The sequence below is a fragment of the uncultured Litoreibacter sp. genome, from assembly GCF_947487515.1.
Lineage (GTDB): Bacteria > Pseudomonadota > Alphaproteobacteria > Rhodobacterales > Rhodobacteraceae > Litoreibacter.
Genome location: NZ_CANKWO010000002.1, coordinates 127398 through 145884 on the forward strand (window position 1 = coordinate 127398; position 18487 = coordinate 145884).

Annotated in this window: 21 protein-coding genes; 12 read left to right on the forward strand and 9 right to left on the reverse strand. The window is 55.4% G+C overall.

Annotated elements, in window-relative coordinates; translation table 11 throughout:
• Positions 1 to 2: 2 nt before the first annotated feature.
• The gene (locus tag Q0746_RS06085) at positions 3 to 725 is read right to left on the reverse strand and encodes a VTT domain-containing protein (RefSeq protein ID WP_298258296.1); all 723 of its coding nucleotides are present in this window, start codon (positions 723 to 725) and stop codon (positions 3 to 5) included.
• Positions 726 to 1012: 287 nt separating this feature from the next.
• Here Q0746_RS06085 and rpmH point away from each other — a divergent pair, with 287 nt between their 5' ends.
• The 12 genes from rpmH to Q0746_RS06145 all read left to right on the forward strand — a co-directional run bounded on the left by rpmH (position 1013) and on the right by Q0746_RS06145 (position 10654).
• Entirely contained in the window at positions 1013 to 1150 is a 138-nt protein-coding gene (gene rpmH / locus Q0746_RS06090; protein WP_298258298.1) for a 50S ribosomal protein L34, read from the forward strand.
• A 67-nt stretch (positions 1151 to 1217) separates the two neighbouring features.
• Positions 1218 to 1574 carry a ribonuclease P protein component gene (gene rnpA, locus Q0746_RS06095; RefSeq protein WP_298258300.1) on the forward strand — a complete coding sequence of 119 codons (357 nt, stop codon included), beginning with the start codon at positions 1218 to 1220 and terminating at the stop codon, positions 1572 to 1574.
• The gene (gene yidD / locus Q0746_RS06100) at positions 1571 to 1792 is read left to right on the forward strand and encodes a membrane protein insertion efficiency factor YidD (protein ID WP_298258302.1); all 222 of its coding nucleotides are present in this window, start codon (positions 1571 to 1573) and stop codon (positions 1790 to 1792) included. Before rnpA ends, yidD begins: the two co-directional genes overlap by 4 nt.
• Positions 1793 to 1841: 49 nt before the next feature.
• Complete coding sequence (gene ttcA, locus Q0746_RS06105; RefSeq protein WP_298258304.1) at positions 1842 to 2732, forward strand: tRNA 2-thiocytidine(32) synthetase TtcA; 891 nt, start codon at positions 1842 to 1844, stop codon at positions 2730 to 2732.
• Positions 2733 to 2810: 78 nt separating this feature from the next.
• Positions 2811 to 4304 (forward strand): GGDEF domain-containing phosphodiesterase, encoded by a 1494-nt coding sequence (locus tag Q0746_RS06110; protein ID WP_298258306.1) that lies wholly within the window; start codon positions 2811 to 2813, stop codon positions 4302 to 4304.
• 125 nt (positions 4305 to 4429) lie between these two features.
• Positions 4430 to 6256 carry a membrane protein insertase YidC gene (gene yidC / locus Q0746_RS06115; protein WP_298258308.1) on the forward strand — a complete coding sequence of 609 codons (1827 nt, stop codon included), beginning with the start codon at positions 4430 to 4432 and terminating at the stop codon, positions 6254 to 6256.
• Positions 6253 to 6996 (forward strand): MOSC N-terminal beta barrel domain-containing protein, encoded by a 744-nt coding sequence (locus Q0746_RS06120; protein WP_298258310.1) that lies wholly within the window; start codon positions 6253 to 6255, stop codon positions 6994 to 6996. Before yidC ends, Q0746_RS06120 begins: the two co-directional genes overlap by 4 nt.
• Entirely contained in the window at positions 6993 to 7646 is a 654-nt protein-coding gene (gene yihA / locus Q0746_RS06125) for a ribosome biogenesis GTP-binding protein YihA/YsxC (protein ID WP_298258312.1), read from the forward strand. The genes Q0746_RS06120 and yihA overlap by 4 nt, the downstream gene beginning before the upstream one ends.
• 87 nt (positions 7647 to 7733) lie before the next feature.
• Positions 7734 to 8585 carry an acetylglutamate kinase gene (gene argB / locus Q0746_RS06130; protein ID WP_298258313.1) on the forward strand — a complete coding sequence of 284 codons (852 nt, stop codon included), beginning with the start codon at positions 7734 to 7736 and terminating at the stop codon, positions 8583 to 8585.
• Between the two features lie 82 nt (positions 8586 to 8667).
• Entirely contained in the window at positions 8668 to 9462 is a 795-nt protein-coding gene (locus tag Q0746_RS06135; RefSeq protein WP_298258315.1) for a sterol desaturase family protein, read from the forward strand.
• The gene (locus tag Q0746_RS06140) at positions 9459 to 10145 is read left to right on the forward strand and encodes a ferredoxin (protein ID WP_298258317.1); all 687 of its coding nucleotides are present in this window, start codon (positions 9459 to 9461) and stop codon (positions 10143 to 10145) included. The genes Q0746_RS06135 and Q0746_RS06140 overlap by 4 nt, the downstream gene beginning before the upstream one ends.
• Positions 10142 to 10654, forward strand: a complete 513-nt coding sequence (locus tag Q0746_RS06145; RefSeq protein WP_298258319.1) for a histidine phosphatase family protein — start codon at positions 10142 to 10144, stop codon at positions 10652 to 10654. The genes Q0746_RS06140 and Q0746_RS06145 overlap by 4 nt, the downstream gene beginning before the upstream one ends.
• Before the next feature lie 69 nt (positions 10655 to 10723).
• On the opposite strand, the gene Q0746_RS06150 is transcribed toward Q0746_RS06145, so the two are convergent.
• The 8 genes from Q0746_RS06150 to crcB form a co-directional block, all read right to left on the reverse strand.
• On the reverse strand, positions 10724 to 11491 hold the full coding sequence (locus tag Q0746_RS06150; RefSeq protein WP_298258321.1) for an amino acid ABC transporter ATP-binding protein: 768 nt from the start codon (positions 11489 to 11491) through the stop codon (positions 10724 to 10726).
• A gap of 13 nt (positions 11492 to 11504) precedes the next feature.
• Positions 11505 to 13049: an amino acid ABC transporter permease gene (locus Q0746_RS06155; RefSeq protein WP_298258323.1), complete on the reverse strand. Its 1545-nt coding sequence runs from the start codon at positions 13047 to 13049 to the stop codon at positions 11505 to 11507.
• 2 nt (positions 13050 to 13051) lie between these two features.
• On the reverse strand, positions 13052 to 14269 hold the full coding sequence (locus Q0746_RS06160; RefSeq protein ID WP_298258325.1) for an ABC transporter permease subunit: 1218 nt from the start codon (positions 14267 to 14269) through the stop codon (positions 13052 to 13054).
• A gap of 136 nt (positions 14270 to 14405) precedes the next feature.
• Positions 14406 to 15422: an amino acid ABC transporter substrate-binding protein gene (locus Q0746_RS06165; RefSeq protein WP_298258326.1), complete on the reverse strand. Its 1017-nt coding sequence runs from the start codon at positions 15420 to 15422 to the stop codon at positions 14406 to 14408.
• A gap of 244 nt (positions 15423 to 15666) precedes the next feature.
• Complete coding sequence (locus tag Q0746_RS06170; RefSeq protein ID WP_298258328.1) at positions 15667 to 16374, reverse strand: ATP12 family protein; 708 nt, start codon at positions 16372 to 16374, stop codon at positions 15667 to 15669.
• Entirely contained in the window at positions 16371 to 17054 is a 684-nt protein-coding gene (locus Q0746_RS06175; RefSeq protein ID WP_298258330.1) for an HAD-IA family hydrolase, read from the reverse strand. Before Q0746_RS06175 ends, Q0746_RS06170 begins: the two co-directional genes overlap by 4 nt.
• Positions 17042 to 18100, reverse strand: a complete 1059-nt coding sequence (locus Q0746_RS06180) for an RluA family pseudouridine synthase (RefSeq protein WP_298258332.1) — start codon at positions 18098 to 18100, stop codon at positions 17042 to 17044. Before Q0746_RS06180 ends, Q0746_RS06175 begins: the two co-directional genes overlap by 13 nt.
• Positions 18097 to 18474, reverse strand: coding sequence for a fluoride efflux transporter CrcB (crcB, locus tag Q0746_RS06185; protein ID WP_298258334.1), 378 nt, complete (start codon positions 18472 to 18474; stop codon positions 18097 to 18099). Before crcB ends, Q0746_RS06180 begins: the two co-directional genes overlap by 4 nt.
• Positions 18475 to 18487: the final 13 nt, after the last annotated feature.

Below are 18487 nucleotides of genomic sequence, written 5' to 3' on the forward strand. Positions count from 1 at the left end.
GTTTACAGTCCCTCTTTGCCGCGGACGGCCTTTATAATGATCGGCAGCAATGCCAAGGCGCATAGGCCAAGAATGGGCAATAGAATATGTGGCTCGAAGATGATGCCCAGATTTGGGGTTTCGCCGCGCGCGAAGACCTCTCCCAACCCAGCGCCCACTGAGGTGTAGACCACCGACCCTGGGATAATCCCAAAGAACGTCGAGATCACAAAGCGGCGCAATGGCACATCCACCAAGGCGGGCACCAAGTTGGCCACAAAGAACGGCACCGCGGGCACAAGGCGGATCAAGAACAAAACAGACCACTGGTTTTCATCAATGCCGTCTTTGATCGTCTTCACCATACCTTCGCTGTTCTCCATTTTGGCGGCCAGTTTGTCGCCAAATCCCATACGTGCGGCAGAAAATATCGCAGTAGCCCCGATCGTCGCGGCCGTGATGTTAAACAGAAACCCGGGAAACGTGGCAAAAAGGAAACCGCCCGTCAGCGTCGCGATCGCGGCCCCAGGCAAAGAGAACGCGACAATCACAATATAGATAGCGATGAACCCCAACACAGCCACAAGATAATTCGCGTCCCGAAACGCGATCAGCGCCTCACGGTTATCGCGCAATGCCTCAAAACTCAGGTAATCGCGTAGCGTAGAAGCGCCAATCAGTGCTGCAGTCAAAATGACAAGAAACGGTAGTTTTTTCCGCAAGGTAGATTTATTCGTGTTTGCCATCATCTCCGCCATGGGTTCAGCTCTGTGCAGTTGTAAGATGTTACGGTAGTGGGCGAATTCTTGATTATTTGATAGCGTCGTTCACGCGCGCTTGATCAAGGGTGAGTGAAACACCTGCTAGATAGTCAATTTAGGCGCAATTGGTTACAGCTTCTGGTAGAAATGTTGCAGAAATGGGCAGCTTTGCCCGTTGACGCAGAACGCAGGGCTGTCTATGACGCAGGCTCTGAACACATAAGGGTTCGAATCTATATTGGATTTGCCCCCGATCCGCAGGAGCCTCGCTCATGAGCAAACGTACATACCAACCATCGAACTTGGTTCGCAAACACCGTCACGGCTTCCGTGCACGTATGGCAACCAAAGCTGGTCGCAAAATCCTGAACGCGCGCCGCGCGAAGGGCCGGACGAAGCTGAGCGCGTAAAGCGCCCTTCTTCTCGTTAATCTAGATGCCGCCGGAGGCCCGCGAAACAGGACAAGACGTCCCGGTCGTGGATACGCCACCGGCGGTTTTCGTTCGTCTGGACGTCATCAAAGCGCGGGCTGACTTTTTGCGTGCCGCACGTGCACGCAGATCCGGCCAGCCCGGTTTTCTTCTCCAAGCGCGCGCTAGGGGCGACGACGACAGCCCCCGCATTGGCTACACCTGCTCCAAAAAAATCGGCAATGCTGTGACGCGCAATCGCGCAAAACGCCGGTTGCGTGAGGTGGCGCGGCTGGTCTTGGGGGAAAAGGCGCAACAGGGTTGGGACTACGTTCTTGTCGGGCGCCCGAACGAAACGGTCTCGCGCCCCTTTGACCAATTGGTCGACGATCTGAAACGCGCCGTCGCGAAAGTACACGCATGACCCCGCTTGCGTGGATCTGCGCCCTGCCCGTGCGGGGCTACCGCGCCGTCTTCAGCCCTTGGGTCGGTCACAATTGCCGCTACGATCCAACCTGTTCTGCCTATGCCCTTGAAGCCCTGAGAAAACATGGTGGCCTTAAGGGATCATGGCTTGCCGCACGTCGTGTCGCGCGGTGCAATCCGTGGGGCGGAATGGGTGTGGACGACGTCCCCGACTAATGCGACTAGGCGCTTCCTTTGCGCGTGCCCTGCCCCTATAAGCGCGGTCATGCTGGATAAAACTGACACCCCCGAAGAGCCCTTGGACGATATTCACGCTCTGTTTCACGGCGCGCCTTCCACAACCGAGTTCAAAAAGCTGCGCAAGCGTCTGATCCGCGATACGCGACAGGCCATTGATGACTTTGGTATGGTTGAACGAGGCGCCAAATGGTTGGTGTGCCTGTCGGGAGGAAAAGACAGCTACACATTGTTGGCTGCCTTGACCGAGCTGCAATGGCGCGGGTTGCTTCCGGTCGAAATACTGGCCTGCAATCTGGACCAAGGTCAGCCCAATTTTCCCGCGACTGTTTTGCCGGAATTTTTGGAAAAGATGGGTGTGCCGAACCGGATCGAATATCAAGACACTTATTCCATCGTGAAGGACAAAGTCCCTGCCGGTCGGACGTATTGCGCCCTTTGCTCACGTTTGCGTCGTGGAAATCTCTATAGAATCGCCCGCGAGGAAGGCTGCTCGGCCGTGGTTTTGGGTCACCACCGAGACGACATCCTAGAAACCTTCTTTCTTAACCTGTTCCATGGATCACGCCTGTCTGCGATGCCCCCCAAACTGCTGAACGAAGAAGGCGACGTCTTCGTTTACCGCCCGCTCGCTTATGTTTCAGAGGCGGATTGCGAGCGCTTCGCGCGCGACATGAACTATCCGATTATTCCTTGTGACCTATGCGGGTCTCAAGATGGGCTTCAACGTCAAAACATCAAACAAATGCTTGATACATGGGAAGAAAAATCGCCCGGACGTCGGCAGAAAATGTTCCGCGCGCTTACCAATACCAACCCGTCACACCTGCTTGATCCAACTCTATTTGATTTTGCGGGGCTCACGCGAGATCCGGTAAAAGTTGAACAAAACCCTCCGAACTTGCTGCCGGAGGATTAACGCTCCGAACACGCGTTCCCCCTAGCGTTTCGTCATCGGAGTGCGAAAGGGTGAACAATGGATCGGTTGAGGGTGAGCGTGTCGCGACTATTCAAATCTAGTCTGGTAACGCGGATGGGATTGGCGATGTTGCCGCTGTTCGCAGGGATAGCCTATGCGACAGGGCGGTGGGAAATCCTGATGCTCGCAAGCTTTGCCTTGCCGGTCTTATTGCTGGGCGTGCGTCCTGCTCAAGCCCGCCCCTACCGAATACAGCTACACACCGGCGGAAATGCGACTTTCGACGCCGCCCTTGACGAAGCTCTTGCTCGGCCCGATCCCGCGTTTCGAAGTGCCGCTGTTATTCTGGAGCTGGATGGGCAGTCCGACTTATTGGAGACTTGGGGGGCAGAAGGTGTCGATCAAATCACGTCCACATTGATTGATCGCCTTTGCTCAGTCTTGCGTACGAATGACGTCATCGTTCATCTTGATGCCCAGCGTTTCGCCGTGGCTTTGCCCAATGTTCGCGTTCCGGAATTAGGCGCGGTTATCTCGCTGATTGAACGTTTGCAAAAAGCAGCCAGCACCCCGATTCTCGTTGATCACGCCTATGTCTACACCACATTAAGCGCCGGCTTTTGCCTTGAAGCGCAGGCCCCCGACAAGACGGCGTCTTCGATGCGGAAATCCGCCCTGTTGGCGTTACTGGACGCTAAATCGAAGGGCACTGAAAGCTTGCGCGGTTACTCCAACAACACTCCTGCCGTGCCAGACGAACTTGGGGCGCATGCTCAAGATGCGCTCCACGCCCTGCAAGCAGGTCAAATCGTTGCTTGGTTCCAGCCGCAAATCTCCACGGACACGGGGATGGTCACCGGTTTCGAGGTCTTGGCCCGATGGGATCACCCCACGCGCGGCATCATCGCCCCGATGGTTTTCTTGCCTGCGCTGGAGGCTGCAAATGCAATGGAGCAACTCAGCGAAACCATGTTGCAACATGCCCTGCGGGCGATCCGCGCTTGGGATGTTGCCGGCCACAAGGTCCCTTCGATCGCGGTCAATTTCGCCACGCAGGACCTACGCAACCCCAGCCTTGTTGAGCGAATCAAATGGGATGTGGATCGGTTCGAAATAGAACCTCGGCGCCTGACCATCGAGATCCTTGAAACCGTTGTGTCCGAAAGTGATGACGACATAATTACCCGCAACATCAGAGCCTTGGGGGATCAAGGGTATAGGATTGATCTCGACGACTTTGGGACCGGCCACGCCTCCTTGGCCAACATTCGGCGGTTTTCCGTTGATCGCATCAAGATTGATCGCTCCTTCATTACGCGTGCTGATGAAGATGCGGATCAACAACGCATGATCAACGCGATCATTAGCATGGCCGAGCAGATGGGAATTGAAACCCTAGCCGAAGGAATAGAAACCCTAGGGGAGAAAAGTATTCTGTCACAGCTAGGCTGCACACATATGCAAGGCTACGCGATTGCACGTCCGATGCCCTTCGAACACACAATAGCTTGGTTGCAGGAGCATAAAGATCGCCTGTCCAACACGCGCTACTTCCCCAAAAAGACGGGGTAGAAAATCCTCGCGCCCTCAATGCGACAGACACCACCAAAAATCGCAAAAGGGCCAATACTGCTTGACCTTTTGGTCCTCAGCCTGTTGAACCGGCCTGACTTAAAATTGACAGGTGGCCCCCCGCAATGGACGATCAAAACAAGAACCTCATTCTTGCAACTGCGCTTAGCTTTTTGGTGATCCTTGGCTGGTTCTTTTTCTTCCCGCCTGAAGAACCCATTGTAGACCCCAATGCGACCCCTACAGCCGTCGTTCAAGAAGATGGGTCTGCGGCCCTTCCGCCGGCAACCGGCAGCGTCCCCACAGCGCCTGCGGCCGCGACGGTGGCACAGACCCGCGAAACTGCGTTGGCCGAAAACACCCGTTTGAAAATCGAAACACCAAGCCTGACGGGTTCGATTTCCCTGACAGGCGGTCGCCTCGATGACTTGGCGCTCTCAAGCTACCGCGAAACTCTGGATGATGCGTCTGACAATGTGACGCTTTTGTCTCCGGTTGGAACCGACAACGCCTATTATGCGCTCTATGGCTGGGCGCCTTCGGGCTCTTTGACCTATGAGCAGGTTCCTGGCGCGAACACACAATGGAGCTTGACCCAAGGGGAAAATCTTGCCCCCAACTCGCCAGTTACTCTGACTTGGGACAATGGTGCCGGGCTTGTCTTCCACCGCATTTTCTCAGTCGACGAGAACTTTATGTTCACCGTCACTCAGAAGGTTGAAAACACGACTGGCGCTGCGCAACGCATTCAACCTTATGGCATCGTAGCCCGCCACGGAGAGCCCGAAATCGAAGGCTTCTTCATTGCCCACGAAGGCGTTGTGGTGATGGCAGATGGCGTGTTGGACGAGATCGATTACGACGACATGCCGGAGCTGCCAACCGTGGCCCGAGAAGCTGCAAACGCAAGTGTCGTAGAGGTGGGCGAAAAAGGATGGGTCGGGTTTGCCGACAAATACTGGATGACCACCCTTATCCCTGACAGCAGCAAGCCATTCACGTCTGTGGTTAAATATGTGCCCAGCCATGACATTTACCAAACAGAAACACGCCTGCAGCCTGTCGACATCGCCGCTGGCGAAACCGCAGAAGTGACCACGCGCCTGTTTGCCGGCGCGAAAGAATGGGACGCCATCAAAGAATACGAAGCCGCTGGCGTTTACAACTTCATCGACAGCATCGACTGGGGATGGTTCTTCTTCCTGACAAAGCCGATTTTTGCGGTCTTGCACTGGCTCAATACTCTTATCGGCAACATGGGCTGGTCGATCATTGCGCTGACGCTTTTGATTAAGGCTCTGCTGTTTCCGCTGGCGTATAAATCTTATGTCTCAATGGCGAAGATGAAAGAGCTGCAGCCTCAGATGGAGAAGATCAAAGAGAAGGCGGGCGACGACCGTCAGAAGCTCCAGCAAGCCATGATGGACCTCTACAAAAAGGAAAAGGTAAACCCCGCCGCAGGTTGTTTGCCGATCTTGCTGCAGATCCCGATCTTCTTCTCGCTATACAAGGTTATCTTCAACACAATCGAGCTGCGCCACGCGCCTTGGGTTGGCTGGATTCGCGACCTTTCCGCGCCTGACCCGTCCTCGATCCTGAACTTGTTTGGTGCGTTGCCCTATGCCACACCAGAGCCTGGTTCACTCTTCTTCATTCTGTCCTTGGGCGTCTTGCCGATCATCTTGGGTATTTCCATGTGGTTGCAGCAAAAGTTGAACCCAGCCCCCACCGACGCCACGCAGGCGATGATCTTTGCGTGGATGCCTTGGGTGTTCATGTTCATGCTGGGTAGTTTTGCATCCGGTCTGGTCATCTACTGGATCGCGAACAACGTGATTACCTTCATTCAGCAATACTCGATCATGCGCAGCCAAGGATATAAGCCCGATATCTTCGGCAACATCAAAGCCGGTTTCAAACGGAACAAGGCCATAGAAGGTGACAAAAAGTGACCGTAACTCTCGCTCATATCTGGCGCCACCCCGTCAAGTCACATGGGCGGGAGGAACTGTCCGAGGTAGCCCTGATTGAAGGGCAAACCATGCCGTGGGATCGCACTTGGGCCGTGGCTCATGAAGGGGCGCGGACAGATGGAACGGAATGGGCGCGCTGCGCGAATTTCTCGCGCGGTGCAAAAGCGCCGCAACTGATGGCGATTGATTGCAAGCTCGATGAAACCTCCGAGGCTTTGACGCTTTCTCACCCCAACCGCGAAACGGTTACTCTGCACCCAGAACGCGATGCGCCCCAATTCATGGATTGGGTGCGTCCGCTGATGCCCGAAAATCGCGCGCAGTCCACGCATGTGGTTCGGGTGGAGGGGCGCGGCATGACGGATACGCCATTTCCTTCCCTGTCGATCGCCAACATAGCGACCCACGCCGCCGTTGAGGCGCAGCTGGATACGAAGCTTTCCATGCAACGTTGGCGCGCCAACCTATGGCTCGACGGGCTAGAAGCATGGGACGAATTCAACTGGGTCGGCAAAACACTTCGCATTGGAGAGGTTGAGTTCAGCATCGAGGAACGCATCACCCGTTGCCTTGCAACGACAGTGAACCCCGAGACCGGCGAGCGAGACTCCGACACATTGGGCGCGCTCAAAACTTGGGGGCATCAAGACTTCGGTGTCTATGGAGTCGTCAAGAAATCCGGTGCAATTCGCACGGGTGATAAGGCACAAATCATATGACCGAATTCACGTTCACCATCGCGGATGAACCCACCGCCGCAGAAGTCGAAAAGGGCCGCGTCCTCTTCGCCGGAGAAACCGACTTCCTTAAGGGCGTCGTCGCCATGGATGGCATGCCGCCTGCTGATCGCTTGGAAGTCTGCTTTGCCGGACGCTCAAACGTAGGTAAATCAAGCCTGATCAACGCACTGACCGGGCGGAAATCTTTGGCGCGGACGTCCAACACCCCTGGGCGTACGCAAGAAATCAACTTCTTCACGCTTGCAGAAAGCCACTTCCTTGTCGACTTGCCGGGATATGGTTTCGCCGAAGCCCCGCTCGCGGTTGTCCAAAAATGGCAACGCTTGTTGAAAGCCTATCTGTCTGGCCGCCAAACCTTGCGCCGTGCCTTTGTGCTGATTGATTCTCGACATGGGGTCAAACCAGTCGACGAAGAAATCCTGACGTTGCTCAACAAGTCCGCGGTGACCTTCCAAGTGGTATTGACCAAGATCGACAAGTTGAAAAAGGGCGAATTGGACAAGGTCATCGCGCAGGTCAGCACAGCACTTCAAAAGCACCCTGCCGCCTACCCCGAGATTGTTTTGACCTCCTCCGAGAAAGGTCTGGGCATTCCGACTTTGCGCCACATCATCGGCACATTGGTCTAGATTGGTACGGCTTGGCAGAGCCGACGCCAAGCGATAGAACCTCTGAAACCCACAACTAACCGGCCTTACATGAAAAAGCAGACTGCAATGAACAGCAACTGGATTGAAACCGCGCAAACATTGTCGGCGGCGTTGCCCTATCTGCAGCGCTATGACGATGCCATCATCGTGATAAAGCTGGGTGGCCACGCGATGGGTAGCGACGATGCTATGGACCTGTTCGCCCGTGATGTCGTGCTCATGCAGCAAGTCGGGATCAATCCCGTGATTGTTCATGGCGGCGGCCCGATGATCAACGACATGTTGGCACGTCTTGGGGTGCAGTCGGAATTCGTGAACGGCAAGCGGGTCACTGATGCCGCGACTGTAGAGGTCGTGGAAATGGTTCTCTCTGGGTCGGTCAACAAGCGCATTGTGCAAGCAATCAACCGCCAAGGCGGGCGCGGTGTCGGCCTATCCGGTAAAGATGCCGCGATGATACGCTGCGAAGCGGCCCAACCCGAACTTGGGTTTGTGGGTGATCCGGTCGAAGTTAACCCAAGCGTCTTGCGGCAAATGTTTGAGGCCAACATTATCCCCGTCATCGCCCCCTTGGGCTTCGGCGACGAGGGCGAAACCTTTAACATCAATGGCGATACGGCCGCAGGAGCAATCGCCGCCTCCCTCAAGGCAGACCGCCTGTTGCTGTTGACGGATGTGGCAGGGGTCAAGGATGACAGCGGCGAAGTCGTGACTGAGCTGACAGCCTCCCGCATTCGCCAGTTAACCGAAGATGGTGTGATCGCAGGCGGCATGATTCCCAAAACGGAAACGGCCTTGGCTGCATTGGATGGCGGCGTGCGGGCTGCGGTCATTTTGGATGGTCGCGCTCCAAACGCTTGCCTGCTGGAGTTGTTCACTCCACATGGTGCGGGGTCCTTGATCCGTCAGGACAGCTAAACGTCCCCCTACTCACATAGAAGTTCCTGCACTGCGACGTCGGCCCCCTTGCCTGTTGGGCTTAACTGCGTAATTTGAACACATGGAAAATGAAGCACTCATCCGCCTCGTCGTCTTTGTAGGCCTGTTCTCTTTGTTCGCAGCCCTCGAGACCTTTGCCCCGCGACGCGACCGTCGCCAAACACGCAAGGCGCGCTGGACGACCAATTGGGCCATCATCATCATAGATTCAGTTACCCTTCGTGCCATGGCGATCTTCTTGCCCTTGCTCGCGGTTGGTGCGGCCTATGATGCACAAACGAACGGATGGGGACTGTTCAACACCATTGAGTTGCCCAGCTGGATCGAGATCATTTTCGCCATTCTGATTCTGGATTTTGCCATATGGGCGCAACATCTGATCACTCATAAGGTGCCTCTGCTCTGGCGGCTGCATCAGGTTCATCACGCCGATGTTGATATCGATGTGACCACCGCCATCCGCTTTCACCCGATTGAGATAGCGCTGTCGATGTTGCTCAAGATCGGGTTGGTCTATCTGATGGGGCCTGCGGCTGTGGCCGTAATCCTGTTCGAGATCATCTTGAACGGCACTGCCATGTTCAATCACGCAAATATCAAGCTCCCCTTAAGGATCGACGCCATCATGCGGATGGTGCTGGTCACCCCAGACATGCATCGCGTGCACCACTCCGTCCATCGCCATGAACACGATAGTAATTACGGGTTTTCCCTGTCGATATGGGATCGCATGTTCCGCACCTACATCGCGCAACCTGCTGAGGGCCACGACGACATGAAGATCGGCCTGCGATGGCAGGATGATCGCCCAGCGAAGCTTGGCTGGTCTCTGAAGATGCCCTTCCAAAAGTGGTGACCCTCGCTGATATTCGCACCCTTTGCGCATCTCATAACCTCGCTGTGTTGGGGGCATTTCACCCGACACCCGACGATCTTGCCCCCGCCGGCAGTCAAACGCTCGTGCTGCTTGGCCCGTTGGAACCTGGGTTTTGGGACGCCTTCACAAGCAGCCCTGAATGGATGGACGATCTGGGCGACCCTATGGATCGTTGGTCGGCGCGGGTAATTTCCCGCTTGGCCGAAGCCCTTGGCGCAGAGCCGTTGTTCCCCTTTGGCGGCGCCCCTTTTCACCCCTTTTTCCGTTGGGCGCTGGCATCAGGCCAAGCATGGCAAAGCCCTGTTTCCCTGTTGGTTCATGCGCAGGCCGGTTTAATGGTGTCCTATCGCGGGGCTCTCGCGTTTCAGGACGCACTTGACCTGCCCTCCATTCACGACCCCATTTTGGCCCCCGCTCAGTTGCGCCCTTGTGACGATTGCGCGGACAAACCTTGCCTTACGGCCTGCCCCTCCGGAGCGCTGGACGGCAAAGGATATGATGTTCCCAAGTGCCACGGCTTTCTGGATACGGAAGCTGGAAAGGCCCATTTATCACGGGGGTGTAATGTCCGTCGCGCTTGCCCGATCTCCCAAAGCTATGGCAGGGTGGAGGAACAGTCGGCGTATCACATGTCGATATTTCACAAAGGGGCCGCTACTTGAAACTTATCCTCACCCGCCACGCCAAATCCAGCTGGGACGACCTAATGCTGGACGACCATGACCGCCCGCTCAATGAAAGGGGTCAGTCGGCAGCGCAGCGAATGGGGAAATGGGTCGAGGGCCGCCGACATGTCCCCGCACAAGTGATCTCGTCAACGGCGACACGCGCAAACGAGACCGCAGAGCTGATGGTCAAAGCCATGGGTGGCGCACCAAGCCTGACCCTTGACGAAGGCCTCTATCACGCCTCAAGCGATGCGATTTTGGCCCGCATCCAACGCGCGCCGAAAGGTGATTTGATGATCGTCGGGCATAACCCTGGAATGGCAGAGCTGGCGTCTCGCATAGTGGATGTGGCGCCAACGCACGATAGATTTGGGGTTTATCCGACCACTGCGACCTTGATCACGGAAGTTCCCGTCGAGGATTGGTCAGAGCTAAAAATCGGCATGGCCCAAGTCATCCAATTCATTGTGCCGCGCGAATTGAAAGAGCTTCACACCGCTTAAACCAAAGCTTCAAAACGTAAAAAGGTCCCGAGAAATCTCGGGACCTTTTTGCATTGTGTGTATGTGATCTTAGTGACCGAGAATTTGGCTCAGGAACAATTGGGTCCGCTCGGACTTCGGGTTGTTAAAGAACTCTTCGGGTTCGTTTTGCTCTACGATCTGGCCGGCATCCATAAAGATCACGCGGTTCGCAACTTGACGGGCAAAGCCCATCTCGTGGGTCACGCAAAGCATGGTCATGCCCTCTTCCGCCAGCTCGATCATAGTGTCGAGCACCTCTTTGATCATCTCTGGGTCAAGCGCCGAAGTCGGCTCGTCAAACAACATGATGCGTGGCTTCATGCACAACGAGCGGGCAATCGCCACACGCTGCTGCTGACCACCGGACAACTGACCCGGGTATTTGTTGGCCTGATCAGGGATTTTCACTTTCTCAAGGAAGTGCATCGCGATTTCTTCGGCTTCTTTCTTAGGTGTTTTGCGCACCCAGATCGGAGCCAACGTGCAGTTTTCCAAAATGGTCAGATGCGGGAACAGGTTGAAGTGCTGAAAGCACATGCCCACTTCGGACCGGATCTTGTCGATGTTTTTCAGGTCCGACGACAGCACGGTCCCGTCAACTTCGATCTTGCCCTTTTGATGCTCTTCCAAGGCGTTGATGCAGCGGATCAGCGTCGATTTTCCGGAGCCCGAAGGCCCACAAATCACGATACGTTCGCCACGTTGCACCGTCAGATCAATATCGCGCAGCACGTGAAATGTGCCGTACCATTTGTTCATGTTGGTGATTTCGATTGCGACCTCGTCGGAGACCGTCATTTGAGATTGTTGGTTCATGGTTCAGGTCTCCTTAGTGATGGCTTGTGTTGAGCTGACGCTCGAGCCACTGGGAATATTGCGAGATCGAGTAGCAGACGACGAAGAAGAGTAGCGCGCCGAAGCCGTACACTTCCCAGTAAACACTGGTCCACTCAGTCGAGTTTTGGATCGGGCCACGGATCATCCCAACCAGATCGAACATCGAAATGATCGACACCAGTGTGGTATCCTTAAACAGCCCCACCGCGACGTTCACGATGCCCGGGATCGAGATCTTCAAGGCTTGTGGCAAGATGATCAGGCGGGTTGCTTGGGCGTAATCCAGACCAAGACTATCCGCAGCTTCATACTGGCCCTTCGGCAAGGCCGCGAGGCCCCCGCGGATCACCTCGGCAATATAGGCCGCCGAGAAAAGCGTGATCATGATGATAACGCGCAAGATCAGGTCGAAGTTGGATTCTGGCGGCAAGAAGTAGGCCAGCATCACGTTCGCCACGAACAACAGCGTGATCAAGGGGACGCCACGGATGAATTCGATGAACACCACGCAGACGCCTTTGATCAACGGCATTGGCGACTGACGGCCAAGGGCCAACAAGATACCAAGCGGGATGGACAGCGACACACAGATCGTACCAAGCAGCATGTTGAGCATGAAGCCCCCCATGTCACGCGAAGCAACCGCCGGCAGCTCAATCGGAGCAACCGCATTCAGCGCCATCCAGATCGGGGCGAGCAAGAAGCTGAAAGCCAAGTAGGCAAACAACAGCGATGCTACAATGGATACAAGTCCTCCATCCTCAAAGCTGTTGAAGATCGCGTAGCCCACGAAGATGCCCATCGGGATGCAGAACACGTAAGCGAAGATCGCCATGATCCAGAAGACGCCATAAGCTACGGTCGAAACCAATCCTTCAGTTCCCACGGAGTTCGCAATGAACACCAGTTCTTGCGCGCCAATGAACAGCAGATACGCCAAGCCCGCGCCACAAATCACGCCAATTGCACCAGCCACAAGCTTACGCACATCTACCGAAATTTCCGATGAAATCAGGCGGAAGATCAGAAGTGTGGCGATAATCAACCCAAGGATGGTCAGCGGCAGCCAAAGCGATCCGCCCCAAACCAGCCAGAAGGCCAAGAACGGGTAGAACGCTGTGAAAAACAACAACTTACGTGGCAATGACGAGAATAGCGCAGGGGCTGCAGCCACGAGTAGTAGCACGACAGACAAAATGATGCGCCAGTACCCCTCAGGCGGGTACTTGAAGCCAAACACCAAGTGATCCCAGCGATCTACAAGAACCGCGAAGCAGGCCCCGTTTACACCATCTAGAATTTCAAGGCATTCCTTACGGCTCGCCGCATCCCAGACCCCGTTATAGAACCACGGAAAGACGAAAACCGCGAAACGTGCCACCACATAGAAGGCGACCAAAGTTAGGATGGTGTTAAACACGCCAGAGAACAAATTGTCCTTGACCCATTTAACCGGACCCGACGCGGCCATTGGTGGGGCCGATGGCGGGATTTGCTCTGTACGCACGAAGGCGACGTTGGATGTACTATCAGACATGATCAGCGCTCCTTCAGCTTCATTGAGTTGTTGTAAATATTCATGATGAACGAGATCGACAGCGAGATGATGAGGTAGAACATCATCAACAGCAGCACGGCCTCAATAGCGCGACCGGTTTGCAGCAAAGTGATGCCACCCAGCGTACCGGTCAAATCCATATAGCCCACCGCAATCGCCAGCGAAGAGTTCTTGGTGATGTTTAGATACTGCGAAATCAGCGGCGGAATGATAATCCGAAGCGCTTGCGGCAGAACAACAAGGTTCATGATACGACCCGGACGCAGGCCCAATGCACCAGCGGCTTCGGTCTGCCCCTTGGAGATCGCAAGGATACCAGCCCGCACGTTCTCGGCGATGAAGGCGCCTGTGTAAATTGCCAAGGCAAACCACAGTGCAATCAGAGAGCCGCGAATTTGCGCACCACCTGTAAAGTTGAAACCCTTCAGCTCTGGGTAATCCAATGAAATTGGGGACCCCATAACAAGTTGCGCCAGAATGGCAGGCACGAAGAAAAGACCGATGGTTGGCCACAAGGTCGGAACCATTTTTCCGTGGTCAAACAACTGCTTGCGTGCGTAGCGACGGAACAAGAAGATACCGATGATTGAGGCAATAAACACCCCGACGACCAACATGGAGCCGGTGCCCCAAATCGGCTTTGGCAGGTAAACGCCACGGTTGGTGACTGCTACAGAATCAAAGAACCACATCGACGCGGTCGCGTTGTCCCCCCTAAACGCCCGAGGGGCCGGTGTGGCGTTGATCATGATCGAGAAGATGATCAAGATCCAGATAAGCACAGGTACGTTGCGGAAGATTTCCACGTAGAACGACATGATCTTGCGCACCAACCAGTTGGGCGACAGGCGCAAAACCCCTGCGACCACTCCGATTACAGTGGCTGTGATACAGCCCAAAAACGCAACGATCAGCGTGTTCAACAAACCTACAATTGCCGCACGACCATGGGTATCTTGGCTGTCATATGAAATCAGGCGCTGGTTGATATCATATCCAGCCTGCGCACCAAGGAAATCATATGAAATATTCAATCCCGCTTCTGCGAGATTGCGTACGAGGTTTCCCCCGATAAAGGCCATGGCAGCGATGATCGCGACAAGCGCGATAAATTGAAATGTAAGAGAGCGGTAGCGCGTGTCGTTCAAAAGCATAGAAAGCTTGAACGACTCCTTGTGGGGGTCGGCTAATGTCGTCATCTGGGACGTTCCCTGTCTTGGCTGGCGCTTAAAATATGCACGTCATTTGCGCGTGCGGTGCTTCCAGCTCTTTGTCGTTGTAAGGTCTAGATAAGAAAAGGGCGCGATCTAGGATCGCGCCCTCAACTTCAAGTATTTAGCGGAACGGTGGCGAGTAAATCAAGCCGCCGTCAGTCCATTGAGCGTTCAAACCGCGTGCAAGACCGATTGGTGTCGCAGCGCCGATGTTTTTCTCAAAGATTTCGCCGTAGTTGCCAGCAACACCCAGTGCCGCTTTGGCCCAACCAGCGTCCAGACCCAGCATGGAGCCCAGTTCGCCTTCGGTGCCGAGCAAACGGTTAACTTCTGGGTTTTCTGTGCCAGCAGACAGCTCTTCAAGGTTCACAGAAGTCACACCCAGCTCTTCAGCTGTGATCAGTGCGTTCAATGTCCAACGAGCGATGTCAGCCCATTCGTTGTCGCCGTGACGTACCAGCGGGCCGAGTGGCTCTTTGGATACGATTTCAGGCAACAGAACATGTGCTGATGGGTCTTCGAAGTTTGCACGCTGGGCAGCCAATGCGGATGCGTCAGTTGTGTACACGTCACACGCGCCAGCGATATACTGCTGAACAGCTTCTGCACCAGTTTCGATTGGAACTGGCTCATAAGAGATGTTGTTCGAGCGGAAGAAATCCGCAAGGTTCAGCTCTGTTGTTGTACCGGTTTGGATACAAACGGTCGCGCCGTCCAGATCTTTAGCCGATGCAACGCCCAGCTCTGTTGGAACCATGAAGCCTTGGCCGTCATAGTAGTTCACGCCAGTGAATTCGAACTTCAGGTCGACGTCACGGGAGAATGTCCAAGTGGTGTTACGTGCCAGCAGATCGATCTCGCCGGAAGCCAGCGCCGTAAAGCGTGTTTTACCGGTTGTTGGAACGAATTCTACTGCGTTGCCGTCACCCAGAACAGCAGCTGCAACCGCGCGGCATACAGCCACGTCAAAGCCCTGCCATACGCCGCTTGCGTCTGGCTCAGCGAAACCTGGAACGCCGGTGGTAACACCGCAGTTCAGCTTGCCGCGTGCTTTTACTTCGTCAAGCGTGGCTGCCGATGCGCCGCCAGCAATGATGCCAGCAACGGTCAGGGCGCCAAGAAAAACGGATTTTTTCATGTTAACCTCTTCCTGATGGTCCACTCCTTTTGCGGAGTGATTTATTCGGCCGAGTGAAAGGCCGTGAGCGATACTAAGAGAAACAACTTCCCTTGGTGAGGCTGAATAAGGCCAAATCAACACTAGAACGTCAAGCCAATTTGCCGAATTGACCCACGGTAAGTTTGTGAATTTGATCGAAAAATCTGCGAAATATTCGAAAAATGATACAATGCCTCGCAATTATTGAGCATTCGTCGCCAAATCAGGCACAAAGCACAAAGAATTCATCGGCCCGAATTAGGTCACGCTTTTTGATCGCTGCCTGAGCTTCGGCTTCGTCATCTCGCCCCCATTGCGCGACCTGCCACTCCTCATCGATTCGGCTCAAATCCCAAGCTTGCTCGGCCGATAAGCGCCCCCGCGTGACCGCCAACCCCAAGATCAAAGAACCGGTAATCGCCACAAGATCGTGAAACGCAGTCAGTCGAAAGGCATCAAATTGCGCAACATGCCCCCGCAACGTCGAAAGGGTCTTCGCCTCTTGCGGTTCATGCATAATACCACTGCGTAGCTGCAACGGTGCCCCAAGATCGGTTGCAGCCCAGTCAATCAGGGAATCCCACCCCTGCGCTTGTTTGGCGATCAGCCCGTCGGGGCCATCTGCGCGGTAGCACAACAGATCACTGTCTCCATAGGCCGCCAGCATATCCACCACTTCATCGTGCTGCGCAGACACCTTGTCCAACGCGGCATTTGCTGCGCGCGTCACGGGCATCGTCAACGGGTCGATCTTTTCGGATTGCGCATCCCATTCCGCGGCCATTGCCTCTGCCATGGCCTTCGTGGGAACCTGCACCAAAGTTTTTACAGGCGTCCGAACCGAGCGCCCGTCCAAGAGCACAGTGTACCCCCCGTCAACAGCCTCAACCGTCGTCGTTTTCCAAAACCGTTTTGCTGCCCAGTCACTCATGATGGCGTGCTCCAAATCTTATGTAGCGCGGCGTCCAACTCCGCGTAGGTGTCAATAATCAAGCTCGCCCTTGGCTTCAAAACTTCAGGCGTATGATAGCCCCAGCCAACCCCGATCGAGGCCATTGACGCATTTGCCGCCATGTCCATGTCATAGCTGGTGTCGCCGATCATCACCGAATGCGCGGCGTCGACGCCCACGTCATACATGCATTGCTCCAGCATCGACGGATGTGGCTTCGAAGGGTGATCATCCGCGACCTGAGCAGTAACAAAATATCGTCGCAGATCATGGGCATCCAGCAAGTGGTCCAACCCGCGACGCGACTTTCCCGTCGCAATCCCTAGCAATATGTTGTCTTGCGCATGCAGGCGCTCAATCGCGTCACGTGCCCCCGCATAAAGCGGGCTGCTATCGGTGCTATCGCGCAGCTTTCGCGATGTCATGAATGACCGCTTATACCCTTCCACAAGTGCGTCACCGTGTTCGGGGTACAAATTTGGGGCCAATTTTTCGAAAGCCGCATGCAAGGACAGCCCCACAATGCCCAAGATGTCGGCCCGTGACGGCACCGGCTGTCCAAGTGCCTGAAACGAACTCGCCATAGCGCTGACAATGTCGTCTTGGCTATCCACCAACGTCCCGTCGACATCAAAAACAACGAGCTTTAACTCTGCCATTTTTCATCCGCATCAAACGGGTCATTCGGCACATCGTTCTCGGTCCAGCCAAGGAAGTCCCATGTGCGTTGCATATGCGTCGGCAACTCTGCCTTTATGGTTACCATCTGGCCGGTAACAGGGTGTTCAAACTCCAAAGAGCGCGCGTGCAGATGCAGCTTCTTGCTGATCTCATCCCCCAGTTGCGACCCCCAGCCGTCGCCCATATTTTCCTGACCGGAGCCTCCGTATTTGCCGTCGCCGACAATCGGGTGGCCCATCTCCGCCATATGCGCGCGTAGCTGGTGGGTGCGGCCGGTCACCGGCACAAGTGCCATCCAAGAGGCGCGCTGACCAAGGAAACACAGCGTCGCGTAATCCGTTTGCGCGCGCTTCGCACCCTCTGTCGTCGCCACATCGCGCGGATGGACGCAATGCATCTTTTCGCCCTCGCCGCCTTTGCCATGACCGCCTGCTTTGACCAAACCGTATTTGATCGTCCCGATCTTTGGGTAAGGCACGCCGGCCACCATTGCCCAGTAAATCTTGCGCGTACCGTGATGGCGGAAGGCCGCAGTCAACGCCGTGGCCATCGCAGGGGTGCGCGCCAGAACCAAAACGCCCGACGTGTCTTTGTCCAAGCGGTGCACCAGTTTCGGCGTGTCGTGGCGATCAAAGCTCAAGGCCGCGGCCATGCCATCCACGTGGCGCGTGGTTTTGGAGCCCCCTTGAACCGCCAAGCCCGGCGGCTTGTTCAACGCGATGATATGGTCGTCCTTATAGATGACGCAGTCGCGGATCATTTTGGCGTCCGCTTTGGAGACATGCGGCATGCGCACTTGCGCTTCCATATCTTCTTGCGTGGGCAATGGTGGGATGCGCACCTCTTGACCCGGTCCGACGCGCGTATTGGATTTCACGCGGCCACCGTCAACGCGGATTTCGCCTTTGCGGCACATCTTTTCGATGCGGCCCTGCGGGACATGTGGGAATTGCTTGCGAAACCAGCGATCCAGCCGTTGCTCTGCTTCGTCGGGGCCAACTTTAAGGGTCTGAACCTTGCTCATGCGAATAGTCCTCTGGCGATCATCACGCCTGCGATCAGTCCGGCTATGGACAGAATGACGGAAGCCAGCACATATAGACCGGCGGCACCGGTCTGGCCACGCTCAAATAAAGTAAATGCCTCAAGGGAAAAGGCGGAAAACGTTGTGAACCCCCCGAGCACACCCGTCATGATGAACGGGCTGAGATGGGTGTTGGACGTCTTGGCAGCGATGACCACGAACAGCCCCATAAGAAAGCTGCCAAAAATGTTCACTGACATGATGGCCAGCGGGAACCCCGAGCCGGTCAGCTTGAGGACGCCAACACCTGCGAGAAACCGAAGCGCGGCCCCGATGGCCCCACCAAGGGCAACTTGAAGAGTGGTATAAAACATGGGCGTTCTGTGT